The organism is Streptomyces davaonensis JCM 4913, from assembly GCF_000349325.1.
Taxonomy (GTDB): domain Bacteria; phylum Actinomycetota; class Actinomycetes; order Streptomycetales; family Streptomycetaceae; genus Streptomyces; species Streptomyces davaonensis.
Map to the genome: position 1 here is coordinate 658,694 of NC_020504.1, position 14,343 is coordinate 673,036.

General features: G+C 70.4%; 10 protein-coding genes and 2 pseudogenes. 8 read left to right on the top strand and 4 right to left on the bottom strand.

Annotated features, from left to right (window positions below; genetic code table 11):
* Window positions 1-7: 7 nt before the first annotated feature.
* Window positions 8-1,143: pseudogene (locus BN159_RS02945) on the top strand (hypothetical protein).
* A gap of 164 nt (window positions 1,144-1,307) precedes the next feature.
* Here the strand turns inward: BN159_RS02945 and BN159_RS02950 are convergent.
* Window positions 1,308-5,387 carry a discoidin domain-containing protein gene (locus tag BN159_RS02950; protein WP_015655407.1) on the bottom strand — a complete coding sequence of 1,360 codons (4,080 nt, stop codon included), beginning with the start codon at window positions 5,385-5,387 and terminating at the stop codon, window positions 1,308-1,310.
* 264 nt (window positions 5,388-5,651) lie between these two features.
* Between BN159_RS02950 and BN159_RS02955 the strand changes: the two genes are divergently transcribed.
* From BN159_RS02955 to BN159_RS02965, 3 genes and pseudogenes are all read left to right on the top strand, one after another.
* Entirely contained in the window at window positions 5,652-6,869 is a 1,218-nt protein-coding gene (locus BN159_RS02955) for an NAD(P)/FAD-dependent oxidoreductase (RefSeq protein ID WP_015655408.1), read from the top strand.
* 10 nt (window positions 6,870-6,879) lie between these two features.
* The gene (locus BN159_RS02960; protein WP_015655409.1) at window positions 6,880-7,833 is read left to right on the top strand and encodes a sigma-70 family RNA polymerase sigma factor; all 954 of its coding nucleotides are present in this window, start codon (window positions 6,880-6,882) and stop codon (window positions 7,831-7,833) included.
* A gap of 43 nt (window positions 7,834-7,876) precedes the next feature.
* A pseudogene (locus BN159_RS02965) lies at window positions 7,877-8,771 on the top strand (phosphorothioated DNA-binding restriction endonuclease).
* Window positions 8,772-8,804: 33 nt separating this feature from the next.
* On the opposite strand, the gene BN159_RS02970 reads toward BN159_RS02965, so the two are convergent.
* Window positions 8,805-9,605, bottom strand: coding sequence for a hypothetical protein (locus BN159_RS02970; RefSeq protein WP_015655411.1), 801 nt, complete (start codon window positions 9,603-9,605; stop codon window positions 8,805-8,807).
* Between the two features lie 83 nt (window positions 9,606-9,688).
* On the opposite strand from BN159_RS02970, the gene BN159_RS02975 reads away from it, so the two are divergent.
* From BN159_RS02975 to BN159_RS02990, 4 genes are all read left to right on the top strand, one after another.
* On the top strand, window positions 9,689-10,078 hold the full coding sequence (locus BN159_RS02975) for a hypothetical protein (RefSeq protein ID WP_015655412.1): 390 nt from the start codon (window positions 9,689-9,691) through the stop codon (window positions 10,076-10,078).
* 252 nt (window positions 10,079-10,330) lie between these two features.
* A complete protein-coding gene (locus tag BN159_RS02980; RefSeq protein WP_231905568.1) occupies window positions 10,331-11,200 on the top strand; it encodes a hypothetical protein in 870 nt (289 codons plus the stop codon).
* 2 nt (window positions 11,201-11,202) lie between these two features.
* Entirely contained in the window at window positions 11,203-12,312 is a 1,110-nt protein-coding gene (locus BN159_RS02985; protein ID WP_015655414.1) for a hypothetical protein, read from the top strand.
* A 77-nt stretch (window positions 12,313-12,389) separates the two neighbouring features.
* Window positions 12,390-12,728 carry a hypothetical protein gene (locus tag BN159_RS02990; RefSeq protein WP_015655415.1) on the top strand — a complete coding sequence of 113 codons (339 nt, stop codon included), beginning with the start codon at window positions 12,390-12,392 and terminating at the stop codon, window positions 12,726-12,728.
* Window positions 12,729-12,747: 19 nt separating this feature from the next.
* Here the strand turns inward: BN159_RS02990 and BN159_RS02995 are convergent, their stop codons facing one another.
* Together BN159_RS02995 and BN159_RS03000 are read right to left on the bottom strand one after the other, a co-directional pair.
* Complete coding sequence (locus BN159_RS02995; protein ID WP_015655416.1) at window positions 12,748-13,404, bottom strand: maleylpyruvate isomerase N-terminal domain-containing protein; 657 nt, start codon at window positions 13,402-13,404, stop codon at window positions 12,748-12,750.
* Between the two features lie 180 nt (window positions 13,405-13,584).
* Complete coding sequence (locus BN159_RS03000) at window positions 13,585-14,301, bottom strand: MBL fold metallo-hydrolase (RefSeq protein ID WP_015655417.1); 717 nt, start codon at window positions 14,299-14,301, stop codon at window positions 13,585-13,587.
* Window positions 14,302-14,343 lie beyond the last annotated feature (42 nt).

Genomic DNA, 14,343 nt, shown 5'->3' on the forward strand with positions numbered 1-14,343 from the left:
GGGATCCATGGACCCGCACGGCCTCACAGCCCAGCGCTTCCCGCTCGTCGCCCGATTCCGCCCCGCCTGCCTGCCCCTACCTGAACGCGTGCGCGCACTCGTCGACCTGGCCGACATCGCAGTGAAGAAGGCCGACCAGGGTCTCGCATCGGCCGTCTACAACCAGGCCGCGCTCATAGCCTCCGACCTCGGCCTCCCCGACCTCGCCCGCGAGATGTGCCACCAGCACGCCGCCGCCCACCTCCACGCCTGCCCCCCTGCCCGGCATGAGCGCGATCCGAGGACTGGAACCGGTCGTCAATCTCGCTCGCCTCCAGATCCGCGCCGGCCACGCCGATCAGGGCCGTCAGCGACACCCTCGACCTGTACAAGGTCGTCGAGACGGGCACAGCCGCCCGGTTCGAGGGCGTCAACGTACCTGCGGACCTCACCGCGACCGGCAAAGACCGCCAGGAGGTCCGCGCGTGGCTGTGGCGCGTCCTCCTCGCCGACGGCACGCGCGCCCTCACCACTCAGGGGCGATGGGTCGAGGCGCTGGTGCACAACGAAGCCCACCATGGCATCGGACAGCGGATGCTCGACGGTCGGCAGGTCGCCGTACTCGCCACCCTCGTTGCGAACGACACGGCAGGGGCTGCTGGTCTCCTCGCCGACACGCTGCCCGGCGACCCATGGGAACAAGCCGTCACGGCATGCCTGACCGTTCTGTGCCGCCGCGACGCCGGGCAGCCGATCGACGGCCACCTGGCCGACCTGGTGACGGCCTACTCCAGACGGAAGGCCGAACCCGGGATGACCGTCTTCGACACCCGCCTCGGACTCACTGTCCTGGACACGCTCGGTTCCGCCGATTCGTCCGCCGCGCACCGCATCGTAGAGGATCTCCACCGCAGGACGACGGACGCCGAGGACGGCTACGCAGCCCGCGAGAGCTTGGCTCACCCTCTGTTCACCGAGATTGCCACGGACCGGCAAGTGCAGGACTGCCGCGCGCTGGTGCGCGCCTGCGCCCTCGGTACAGGCATCCTCCCGGACGAGCTGCGAAGAGAACTGACAGCGGCTCTGCGCGCCAGCGACAGCGTGATCCGGGGAAGCTTCACACTTTCCTCCGATCCCGGAAGAACGCAACCCTTGCGGGCCTGAAGGTGCCTATCAGCGCTGTCGGCGCTGCTGTGGCCGGCGAGGTCCGCAGACGACGGAAGGAACTGCGGTGGAGCGAAGCGGTGCACGGATACTCACCGACATCCGCCGGGTCTCACACGGTGCCCCGGCCCCGGCAGGGAAAGCCGGAACCGGGGCGCTGGGCTTCAGCCGCGCAGCGTCGTCTCCGGGCTGTTGTACGCCTGCGCCGTCAGCACCGGACGTCGGGACGAACACGCCTGCGACGGCCAGGACAGGCGGACGGTGCGGGACTCTCCGGGCAGCAGCCACAGGTAGTTGTCGCTGTACAGCGTCGGCAGCACCCGGCGGCCGTGGGCTTCCTCCAGCAGGGACAGACGGACCATGGCGGCCACCGCAGTTCCGCGGTTGTGGATCGTCGCCGTCAGCCCGTGCCGGTCCCCGGAGCGCGACACCTCGGTGATGTCGCCGGTCAGCTTCACCTGCCTGGCCTTGTTCAGGTCGCGCAGGGACGAGGGGTCGCGGTAACGCCAGTACGTGTTCCGTGACACCTCCCGGCCCGTGGCGTCCGTGAGGGTGAGCCGCAGCAGGTGCAGATCCGGAAGGCCGTTCGTCCACTGCGCGGTGAAGGCCTTCGCGGTGTCCGCCCGGGCTACGTCCACCCGTACGCGCCTGGTCGAGCCGAGCTGCCGGCCGGTCAGGTCGAACAGCCGGGCGGTGACGGTTGCTCCCCGCAGGTCGGTCGAGGTGTGGTTGACCGCGATGACCTGCCAGTTCACCGGGTCGGCCTGGACATGCAGGGACTCGCAGGCCGAACGGGCGCCGTAGTAGGTGCCGTTGACGTCGAAGTCGTAGTCGTAGGTCTGCCAGACCGTGCTGTGCCAGGCCGGGTGGGACATCCACAGCATCAGGCCGGAGGCGTTGTCCCACAGGTGGGCGTTCCACGCCTCGAACATGGCGCGGGTGTTCTCGTAGTTGACGAACTGCGCCTTGCGGGCGAAGTCGTCCAGGTCTCCCGATTCACCGAGGCGTGCCTCGATGGCTGCCTTGTAGTTCTGCGGCGCCTGGTTCCCGCGTTCGCTCCAGTCGTGGTGGTACCAGGCCCCCTTGATGGGCCACTCCGGCTCGTCACCGGTCATGTTGCGGGTGCTCGCCGCGGTGGAGACGACGGGCATGCCGATCTCGGTGTGGAAACCGAAGTCCTTGCTGCCGTAGGTCATGGGGTCGAAGTACTTCTCCGGCTCCACCCAGCCGTAGGGCCCGCCGCCGGTGACGATTCCGCCGGCCGAGTTGTTCTGGTAGAGCAGGCCGGGCACCTGCTCCTGCACGGCGTCGCGCATGCCCTTGTCGATGGCGGCCGGGGGGTTGCCCTCGTTGGCGCCGCACCAGATCACCACGCTCGGGTGGATGCGGTAGCGCAGCACGGTGTCGCGGGCGAGCGAGATGAACGCCTCGCGGTCCGGCGGGTCCATGCCCCACGCGTTGGGGAAGTCGTTCCACACCAGGATGCCGTGCCGATCGCAGGCGGCGAAGAACTCCTCCCGGTCGCTGCTGCCGACCCAGTTGCGGATCATGGTGAAGTTCATGTCGCGGTGCATGCGCACGGCCGCGTCCATGCGTTCCGCCGGCATCCGGCGCAGCAGTTCGTCCCAGCCCCAGTTGCCGCCACGGGCCAGCACCCGCACACCGTTGACGCTGATCTTCAGCGGGTCGGGGGTGTTGGACACGGACTTGACGTCGGTCCAGTCCGAGCCGTCCGCCGAGACCTGGATGACGTACGTCTTCGGGTACGCGTTCTCCCAGACGACGGCGATGCGGTCGAACGTACGGGAGGAGCCGAGGTCGACCTGGATCCACTGGTGGTCCTCGTAGGCGGAGGACCAGCGGGAGTTCGGGTCGCCGTCGGTGGCGTGGGAGGCGGGGTGGTCGGACTCCTCGGTGGAGGCGGTGGCCTGCCGGCGCAGGGCGAGATCGGTACCGGGATCCGTGCGGTCGATGACGCTGAGGGTCCACAGGGAGTTGCCCCAACTGGTGTTGCGCAGGCCGCAGTTGAGGCGGACGAAGCGTGCTGTACGCGCCTCGAAGTCCTGGATCTGGAGGCTGGCGTTGCCGTTGTTGAACGGCAGCGGTACCGCTCCGTTGTCCACGGACTTCACGTCGGTCCAGTCCGAGCCGTCGGCCGAGACCTGGACCACGAACGACTTCGCGTACGCCTGCTCCCAGGTGAGGTCGACCCGGTCGAAGGACTGGGTGGAGCCGAGGTCGACGCGTATCCACTGGTCGTCCTCGTAGGCGGAGGACCAGCGGGTGCCGGCGTCGCCGTCGGTGACGTTGGCCGCGCCGTGGTCGTCCTGGTCGGTGCTGGAGGCCTCGGCGGTGGCGTGCAGGGCGAGGTCGAGGCCGGGGCGGGTGCTGTCGCCGACGGAGAGGGTCCACAGGGAGCTGCCCCAGGACGTGGCCCGGGTCAGGCAGCGGATGCGGACGTGCCGGGCCTGCTGCCGGTCGAAGGTCACGGTCTGCGTGTAGGCGTCGCCGGAGGCGGTGAACGGCAGCGGTGTGTCGTACTCGTAGCCGAACTGGCGGATACCGAAGCGGGTGACGCGCCGGTCGCTCTCCTGGCCGCCGACCGTCGCCGTGAGCGTGAGGTCGTGGAGGTGGGGCTCGCCCAGGCCGTTGGGCCACCACAGCTTGGGATCGCGCAGCTTCAACTCGCTGAAGGCGCTGGGCGCGAAGACGACCTCGACGCTCTCACCGGCCTTCACCGTGACGCTCTTGGACACCCGCACACCGTCGAAGGCCGCGGTGACCGTCGCCTCGCGGTCGGCGGTGTCCGCGTTGCGGACCGGTACGACGACCGTCACCTCGGCGACGGACACGTCCGGCAGTTCGGGCAGGACGGTGTCCACGCGCGGGTCGCCGATGACGACGTGCCCGGTCGATCTGAGCCGTACGTGGTTCCAGATCCCGGCCGCGCGGTCGCGTACGGCGGGCATCCAGTCCCAGCCCGAAGAGGCGAGGTACGTCGGGGAGTTGAGGTTCATCTGCTGGGCGCCTGCGTCGACCCACGCCTCGCCCTCGGGGCCCTTGTCCCCGGGGCTGCCGGGCACCGGCATCGGCGTGATCCGCACGGCGAGCGCGTTCTCGGCAGCCGGGTCGATGAGCCCGGTGACGTCGAAGGCGGCGCGGGCGTACGGATAGGTCAGGTCGCCGGCCTGCTTGCCGTTGAGCCATACGTCGGCCTTGTGGTTGATGCCGTCGAACTCCAGCCAGATGCGCCGGCCGGAGCCGGTGCGCAGGCCGCGGGGCAGGGCGAAGTCCCGCTTGTACCACCACGAGTGGCGGGACAGGGCCTCCGGGATGTGCAGGTTGTTCAGGCCCGCCACCGGGTCGGGCAGTTTGCCCTGGTCCACGAGGGAGCCGAGGACCGTGCCGGGAACGGTCGCGGGGAGCCAGTCACTTGTGTCCACGGAGGTCTTCGACAGGGCCGCGCCGTCGGCGCCCGCCCAGTCGTCCATGGTGAGCCGCCAGCCCGACTCCACGGGTACGGTCCCGTCGTCGGCGACCGTCAGCTTCGGCGCCCTGCCGGGGTGGGATCCCCAGTCGGTCCAGCCGGTGGCCGAGGGGCGTTCGGCCTCGGCGTTGCCGTACACCTCGAAGCCGTTGAGGCCGAGGGGCAGCGGGCTGGAGCGCTTCTGGGACGTCATCCGCACCCAGCGGGCCCGGCTCGGGTGCGGGAGTTGGATGTTCACGACGCCGCCGGTGCCCGCCGCGGTGCGATACACCGGGGTCCAGGACTTGTTGTCGAGCGAGGTCTCCACGGCGAAGACCAGCGAGTAGCTCGACTGGATCTCCTTGCCGGTGGTGCCGCTGTGCACGTTGCCGGTGGTGGGAGGCGTGTACACCGGATCGGAGGCGTCGGCCTCGAAGGTCAGCCGGATGTGGGTGACCTCGCAGGGCGCCTGGAGGTCCACGGCGATCCACTGCGGGTCGCCTCCCTCGGCGCGCCATCCGCTGCCCTTGACGCCCGGGGAGGCGAGGCGGTCGACGACGAACGAGCCGGGCGTGGCGGCGTAGGCGGTGGAGGAGACCGCGACGGGCCGGTAGAGGGCCAACTCGCCGCCCGTGGTGGCGGGTGCGCCGGTGGGGGCGGCAGCAGCGTTCGACACGGGCAGCACGGAGCTGAGGCCGAACCCGGCCAGCAGGGTCGTACCCGTGGTGACAACGGTCCGTCGCGACGGGAGGCGCGACGGACCCGACTGATCTGTCATGTGTGTGACGTCCCATCAAAAAGCACAAGCCGAACCGGCTCCGCGCCCCCGCGCCGAACCGAAATGACAACGTTGCCAAGTCCCGATGACAACGTTGCCAAAGGCTCTGCCGTTCAGGGATTTCTGTCAACCCCTGATGCGCGAGTGCCGCGCTCGACACCGGCCGCCACCTCTTGTGACCCACGTCACACCATCTTCCTGTCAGGAATCGAAGCGCTGCCCCGCTCAACTCACGTGGAACGAGCGAACCGACAGGAGCACCTCATGAAGCACCGCATCGTCGTCCTGGGCGCCGGGTATGCCGGGTCATTCGTGGCCGGGAACCTGGCCCGTCGGCTGTCCCCGGCGGACACCGAGATCACCGTGGTCAACGCCGAGTCGGAGTTCGTCGAGCGGCTACGGCTGCACCAGTTGGCGGCGGGCCGGAAGATCGAGGTCCAGAAGCTCACGAAGGTCTTCGCGGGCACGGGCATACGACTGCGCGTGGCCCGGGTGACCGCCGTCGACCCCGAGCGCCAGGTCGTCGCCGTGGCCGACGCGGACGGCGGCGGCGAACTCGGCTACGACACGCTGGTCTACGCGCTCGGCAGCCACGTCGCCGACCAAGGCGTCCCCGGGGTGGCCGAGCACGCCTTCAATGTCGCCGGACGACCCTCCGCGTTGCGTCTGCGAAGGCGGCTGGACAGCCTCGAAGGCGCCACGAAGGGAGGCGAGGGCCGCACCGTGCTCGTCGTCGGCGACGGACTGACCGGCATCGAGACCGCCACCGAGATCGCCGAGTCCCGGCCCGGCCTGTCGGTGACACTGATCGCCCGCGGCGAGCTGGGCGCCCGGCTCTCCCCCGGAGCCCGCGCCCACCTGCGCCGAGCCTGTGACCGGCTGGGCGTCACCGTCCTGGAGCACACCTGCGTCGAGGCCGTCGAAACGACCCGGGTGCTCTGCGCCGACGGCTCCGTCCTGGCCTCCGACGCGACCGTGTGGGCGGCCGGGTTCACGGTCGGTCCCATCGCCGCCGCCGGCGGTCTTGAGGTCACCGAGAGCGGTCGGATCGCCGTCGACCGCACCATGCGATCCGTCTCGCACCCGAACGTCTACGCCGCCGGCGACAGCGCCCATGCCATCGGTGACAACGGCCGCCCGCTGCCGATGTCCTGCGCCTCGGCCGGGTACACGAGCGCACAGGTCATCGCCGCGATCATCGGCAACCTCACCGGCCGCAAGGTCCCCCACACCAAACTGGACTACACGGCCAACCACATCAGCCTCGGACGGCGGGACGCCATCTTTCAGACCGTCGACGACGAAGCGCGCGCGAAGCCGAAGTATGTGGGCGGCCGCAAGGCCGCCCGGATCAAGTCCGCCATCCTCAGGACCTCGCTGTGGGCCACCTCGCACCCGACCTTCGGCCTGCCCAAGCGCAAGCGCCGCCTGACCGCCGCGCCCAGCACATCCGCCGAGCGGCCGGGTTGCGTCGCCGCCTAGGGTGATCCACGTGGACAACACCGTCACTGACCGCTTCGACACCAGCCGGTTCGAGGCCAGCCGCAACCGGCTGGCCTCCCTGGCCTACCGGCTGCTGGGCTCCGCCACGGACGCCGAGGACGCCGTACAGGATGCGTTCTTGCATTGGCAAAGTGCAGATCGGCAGCAGATCAAGGTGCCGGAAGCATGGCTGACCAAGGTCGTCACCAACCTGTGCCTGGACCGGCTCCGCTCGGCGCAGGCACGCCGCGAACGCAGCGCCGGTGCCTGGCTGCCCGAACCGCTCCTGGACGGCGACCCGATGCTCGGCCCGGCCGACACCTTCGAGCAGCGCGAATCGGTCTCGCTGGCCGTGCTGACGCTCATGGAGCGGCTGTCACCCGTCGAACGAGCCGTCTACGTCCTGCGCGAGGCGTTCTCCTACAGCCACGCCGAGATCGCCGAGATCCTCGACATCTCCGAGTCCGCGAGCCAGCAGCACCTCCACCGCGCCCGCCGCCGGATCACGGCCGCGCGCAGCGGCGGCGACGAGGTCGACCGGGCGTCGGCTCGCCGGATCGTCGAGGAGTTCCTCGCCGCGGCCTCCTCCGGCCGCACCGAACGGCTGGTGGCGCTGCTCACCGACGACGCGACCGCGATCTCCGACGGCGCCGGACTGACCGAGAAGCTGTCCCGGTTCGACACCCCGCAACGCGTCGCCGCCGTCGCACGGGCCGGATTCAAACCCACCCCCGCGAAGCGCCGACTGGCCGGCGGCACGCCCGCCATCCACTTCGCGGTCGTCAACGGCACTCCCGCCATCCTCACCGTGGTCGGCGACCAGGTCGTCGGCTCCGTGACGTTCGACCTCGCGGGCGGAAAGATCGCAACCGTGCGCGGAATCGCCGCCCCCGCCCGACTGACCCGACTCACCGAAGCCTGGCGGCGACACGAACCGGAGACACCGCTCGTGGCCGAGTGGTGATCCCTGGCGCCCATCGGCGAGAGCGTGGCTACGATCATGGGCCATGGATTGGCTGGAGCGCGCCGCAAGTCTGAGGCAGTGGAGCCGAAATGGTGAACGAGCCCCGCACAAGCCGTTGTTGCTGCTGTACGCGCTGGGCCGCTTCCAGGCGGACGCCGAGGGCGAGTTGCGCTACAGCGCGGTGGAGGCCGACCTGAAGCAACTGCTGGCGGAGTACGGCCCCACGCGCGGGACCACCCCGGCCTACCCCTTCCACCACCTGGCCAACGACGAGGTGTGGGAGGTACGCACGGACCGCGGCGCGGGCAGCCCGGGCCCCAGGGTCGGCGAACTGCGCTCCAGCGGCGCCACCGGGCGACTGGCCCCGGACCTGCGCACGGCGCTCGTCCGGGAACCGTCGCTGCTGGCGCGGATGGCCAGAGTGCTGCTGGACCTGCACTTCCCGCCGTCCCTGCACCCGGACCTGTGCGAGGCGGTCGGACTGGAGCTGGACCTGGCGGAGACGGACGCCCTGACCGCACCGGAGCGACGGCAACGGGACCGCCGTATGCGGGAGTTGGTCCTGACGGCCTACGAGTACCAGTGCGCCTTCTGCGGCTACGACGGCATGATCGACACCGTACCCGTCGCACTGGAGGCCGCGCACGTGCGCTGGTGGGCCTACGACGGCCCCCGACGACGTCGACAACGGACTGTGCCTGTGCTCCTTGCACCTCAAGCTCTTCGACAAGGGCGTTCTCGGCATAGGCGACGGCCATCGCGTCCTGGTCTCCCAGCGCTTCGTCGGCCGGAACCCAGCCGCCCGCGAGCACGTGACCGCACTCGCGGGCCGCCCCCTCATCGGCCCCCAGCCGGGCATCCGTCCCGTCGCGGCGCCCCACCGCGCGTGGCACTTCAGCCAGGTCTTCAAGGGCGCGGCGCGCCCCAACGCCGCCTGATCGCCGTCGACTTCGGATCGCTTTCCGAGGCTTTCAGCGTACGTCGACGTAGTCACCGGTGGCTTTGGCCGGGCCGGTGGTCGTGGTTCCGGTGAAGTTCCAGCGCCAGTAGCCGTCCTTGACGGCCTTCACCTTGGCGTGCAGGTTGCCGGTGCTGTTCGTTGTCACTGTGGCGACGGTGGTGTAGGTGTCGCTGCCCTCCGGGCGGAACTGCAACTTGACGGCCTGGCCGGTGTATCCCGCGTACCGGTAAGTGTCCCAGTTGGCCCGGACGAGCTTGCCGGTGACGGTGATGGAGGCGCCCTTGGCCACCGGTTCCGGTGCGGCGTTGACGGTGAGCCGTGCGGCACGCTTGAGGCCGAACGTGGCCACGCCGGGGGCGAAGACGGATTCGCCGTCGTGGGTGTCGACGAGGGCGTCGACCTTCCAGGTACCGGCGTTGGCGTTGGCCAGGTCCACGGGATCGTCGCTGCCCGGGGCGGGGTGGGCGTTGACGGTGAACCCCGTGGTGCAGGCCGTCGGGGTCTCGCAGAACGCGTCGGTGGTGTAGAAGCCGCCGTGCGGCCCCTTCAGATCCACATCGACGAACGACAGGCCGGAGTCGTCCGCTCCGGTGACGGTGACCGGGAACGCGACGTCGTGCGTGATCCCCACGATGACGTCACGTCCGGCATTGACACTGGCGCCGCTGACCACCGGCTCGCTGGGCGTGGCCTCGGCCGAGGTGCCGACCCCGGCCAGTACGACCACGACGGCAGCGACGACGGCACTGCGTCCGGCAACGCCGGAACCACGGCTGTGTCTGTCGTCCGATGGTGCGGTGCAGCGGCTCATTGGACCCTCCCAGGGATGACGGCCGAGTGGCACTCCCTACGACAGCCGAACCGGCACAATCGTTGCCCTGATACGGTCACGGGATGCCCCAGAGTCTGCCCGCCGACGTAGCCGACGTGCTGGCGCTCGTGCTGAGCGGGGACGATCCGGTTCGTGTGGCGCTGCGTAAGCAGGTTCCGCACCTCGGGGTACGAGCGCGCTGCACATGCGGATGCGGTACCGCCTACTTCGACCTCGGCGCCGACGAAGCAGAGCCCGCGCCCACCGCCCCCGGCATCGTCGTGGCGGCCGAGGCCCAGCTCGTCTCCGAGACCGGCGAATGCCCTGGCGAGGTCCTCGTCTTCACGCGGGACGGCTACTTGTCGTGGCTGGAAGTCTGTTCCTGGAGCGACGACATCGAGGTGACGCTGTCCGCCGCAGGTCACTGGCTCCAGCCACGCTCTGGTCACTGCGGGTACATGCCAATAAGCTGAGCGGCCTTCGCGTTCTGGGGAGGTCGCGTGAACCATCTCCGTGCGTTCGTTGTCTGCCTTGTGCTCGCCTGTGCCGCGGCGGTCTCTCCGGCCGCCGCCGTGTCGTCGGGTGGGGCCGGTACGGCGAGTTGGTCGGCGTTGCCCGTGCCGCCGGCGGCGGTCTCGCCGGTGACCGTGTCCGATCTTTCCGCTCGTGGGCCGGGAGAAGCCTGGGCGAGTGGCTATGAGCATGCGGCTGATGGGCTGCGGCCCATGCTGTACCGGTGGGACGGCACCGACTGGAGTCGGGAGACCGGCTTTCCCGGCGCCGACGAGTTGGGCTGGCTGGGCAAGGTGCAGTTCGTCGGCGAGGAAGTTTGGATCTTCCACAACCGCGTCGGGGCGGGAGAGATTCTGCGCCGGTCGGCGAACGGATGGAGTTCCGTCCCGCTGCCGCAGAACCTGTGGACCTACCAGGACTTCACCGCCGTACCTGGAGCCGCGTGGGTCGTCGGTGAGGACGACACCGGGCTGAAAGTGCTCCACTACGACGGCTCGACCTGGACAGCGCAGACCGTTCCCGACGGAGTGCACTACCTCATGGGGATCACCGCGCGTACCGCCACCGACGTCTGGGCGTGGGGGGACACCAGCACCGGAACCACCATCCTGCGCTGGGACGGCACTGCCATCCTGCGCTGGGACGGCACTGCGTGGCGGGACGCGAACGTGGTGCTGCCGGCGAACAGCAACGTGCACACGGTTCTGGTCGAACCCTCCGGCCGGGCGACGATCGGCGGCAGCCAGTACGCCGACGGCGTGGCCCGGACCTATCTGATGACGTTCAACGGGCACGCCTGGCACACCACTTACCCGCCGCTGGGCGACACCTACACCGAGGCCATCGTGCGCGGCCCGGACGGCGCGCTGTGGCTGCCCGTGCGCAGCGACCGGGCCTTCCAGTCGAAGTACGCGCGGGTGGACGGCCGCCGCACCACCTTCTCCTACGGCCCGGAGCGCACGAACGCGATCGACGTCAAACCGCGTGTTCTGGCCACGGCCGGGTCCTGGCTGCTGTCCTTCGGGACCGTCGAGATCTACGGCTCCAAACCGAACCTGATGAGCGAGCGGCTGGGAGGCTGACCATGGCACGCCGGCTTCTCGTCGCGGTCCTCGCCGCCGCCATGACCCTTGTGGGCCTCTTGAGTTCGGCCGCGGCGGAGGACCAGTCCTGGCAGCACGTCCCGGTCCCGGCAGGTGTACGTCCCCAGGCCGCCCTCAACGAGGCCGTGGCCGTGGGGCCGACCCGGGCGTGGGCGGTGGGTGCCGATGCCGTCGGGCGCGAGGCGCCGGGCTTCCCGTTGATGCTGCGCTGGGACGGAACCTCCTGGCAGCGCCAGAGCCTGCCCGGGGCCGGCTGGCAGGGCGAGTTGCTGTCCGTCGCCGCGAGCTCACCGACGGCCCTCTGGGCGGTCGGCCGCGACACGGCGGGCGGTGCCCGACTGCTGCGTTCCGACGGCATCGCCTGGTCCGAGAGCCGACCGCCGCGCGGTGTCGTGCTGACCAAGGTCGCCTCCGGCGGAGGTGAGACCTGGCTGATCGGTTCGCGGGACGGCGTACAGGCGCTGCTGCGCTGGGACGGGCGCGGCTGGCGGGATCTTCCGGTGCCGCCGGGAGCCGTGTACGGCCTGCACATCCTGTCGGCCGATGATGTCTGGGCCGCGGGCGCCACCAACACCGGTGCGGCCGTGTCGCATTGGAACGGGGAGGCGTGGCAGCAGACGATCGTGGACGGCTTCCCGCGCTCGGCCGTGGGCAGTGTGCTGGCCGTCTCCCCCACCGAGGTGTGGGCGGGTGGCACGGCCGGGTTCGTCGGTGGCCCTCCCGGCCGGCCGATCCCGCCCCTGCTGGTCCGCTTCGACGGGCAGGCGTGGAACCGGGTGTCCGTGCCCGCCGACTTCGGTTCGGTCACCGGACTCGTGCCCGCCGCCTCCGGCGAGCTGGCCTGGGTCTCGATGGCCCGCTCGCAGAAGTGGGGCCCACCAGGCAGCACTCCCCCGCTCGTCCCGGGACCGGACTTCCTCGCCTGGAACGGGCAGACCTTCGCCGAGTACAGCGAACCGGCCGTGCCCGGGGAAGGTGACTCCCGCACGCTGAATCCGACGCCGGTACCGGGCACGGCATCGGTGTGGTCGGTCGGCCGGGCCGACGGCCCCGAGAACACCTTCGCGCCACGGATCCTGCGGTTCGGCTGACTTCGTGGGTGGGGCAATCCCAGGGCCACCACCCGGCTGCGACACTGTTCGTGCAGCTCAACCCGGAGGAGGCCCCGATGACGAACCGAGCCCGCCCGCGCGTGCACCTGCTCACCGGCGGCCCCGCCTGGGAAGTACGCAGGGCCATGCCCGAGCAGCCCGGCTTCTCCAAGCGGCAGAAGGAGGCTCGCAAGCCCCTCCTCCAGGCCATGAGTCAGCTGAGCGAGGCCGTGAAGCGGCGGAACTGGCGCGCCGCCCGCGCCGCCCGAGCGGCCGCCTGGGACGAGGTCGACAAGCTCATCCCGGATCTGACGCGGGAGGAGCGGAAGATGCTGTGGAAGTACAAACAGCAGATAGCCGCGGGCGAATCCCGCGATCGGCTCCGCTCGAGCCGACCTGACCGCAGCCAGAACTGAGTGGATGCTCCCTGAGCGGCTATGCCCGAGGTGTGCCGTCCCAACGCCACTTGGTCAGGCGGGGATGGCCGGGCAGTTCGGCGCGTCCTGTGGCCCACAGCAGGGTGGGCCAGGGGTCCGTGGACTCAGGCGCGTTGGGAAACAGGCGGGTGAGTACCCGCGAGCACAGGTCGGCGGGCGGATTCCAGTCGAGCCCGAGCCCTTCGGCCAGGTCGTGCGTGTGCACCAGGGTCTCCACGATCCCCATCGCGGCGAAGCCCTCGGCGTCCGAGGCGCCGAAGACATGGTGGGCGCGCACCTGCGGGGGCGTCGTACGCACCATCGCGACAAGCAGCGCGCCAGTCGCTTCCAGCACCTGCAACAGCCCGACGGGCCCGGCCTCACGGTCGGCGTGAATCGCGTTCGCGGGGCCGCCGGGGCGCCGCCTCTCCCACGCGAACGGCACGTCGCCACCCTCGGCCAGTGTTCTGGGGCCCAGTTGCGCGGCGTAGGAGAAGAGGTCGTCGCTGAGATGCTCGACGGTCTCCCAGCAATCCCACTCCAGCGAGCCCGCCTTTACGTCCCACGCGGCCGGGGGCGCCTTGCGAAGGACTTCCAGAGCGAGTCGCACGGCAAGGTCGAGGTCGTCCGCGGTGACAGGGGACGAGGAGGAGGCGGTCTCGGATGATCGGGACATGGCAGAACCGTATCCGTCGCTCACCGAGCCCAGCGAACCCAATTTCCCTGTGTCCGGTCCTCTTGGCTTCCCGCTGGTACTCCCGAGCCTCGAAGCACAAGGCAGGCGGGTCGACCTCGTCCTCGTCGGAGTTGCGCCGGCCGTACCAGAGCACGTCGGCCAGGATGGCCCTGTCGTCGATCAGCGCTGGGACCGGGCGTCGCCCGAATTCCTCTGAAGGCGTTCGAGGAACAGGTGGAAGTCCTCGGCCCGGGCTCCGGTGAGTGGGGAACCGTGGGCGAAGGCGATCGTGCGCAGGTCTGGCGGAAGTGCGGTGAGAGCGGCGGGGCGTAGGGCGGGGGCGGCGGCCAGGGCCGCGGGGCCGAGGGTGAGGCTGCCGCGGTGGAAGACGGCGTCGCCCAACAGGGCGGTGTGGGTGGGTTCGTGGAGCAGGGCGATGTGGCCGGGCGTGTGACCGGGGGTGTGGATGACGCGCAGTCCGTCGGAGTCGTCGATGGGGTCCCCGTCCGTCACGGTCGCGTCGGCTGTGAACGGGGTCCAGCGGAGCTTGGGGAGACGGTCGAGGAGACGGCCCACGCTGCCGGACCGGCCCTCCCGGGGCACACGGCCGGCTTTAAGCCACGGATGGTCCGCGGGGTGGATGAGAATCTGCGCGCCGGTGAGGTCGCGCAGCTCGGCGGCGCCTTGGACGTGGTCGGGGTGGGCGTGGGTGAGGACGACCCGGCGGATGTCGGAGAGTTTGCGGCCGAGGTCTGCCACGGCGGTGAGCAGGGTGGCGGGGGCCGACGCCCAGCCGACGTCGACGAGGGTGAAGCCGTCGTCACCCGCGATGAGGAAGGCGTTGTCCCGCCGGGTGGTGGCGATCTGGGTGATGCCTGGAGCGATGTCGCGGTGCATGTCAGGTCCGTGGGTGTGCGGGCGGGGGCCGATACCCGGCCC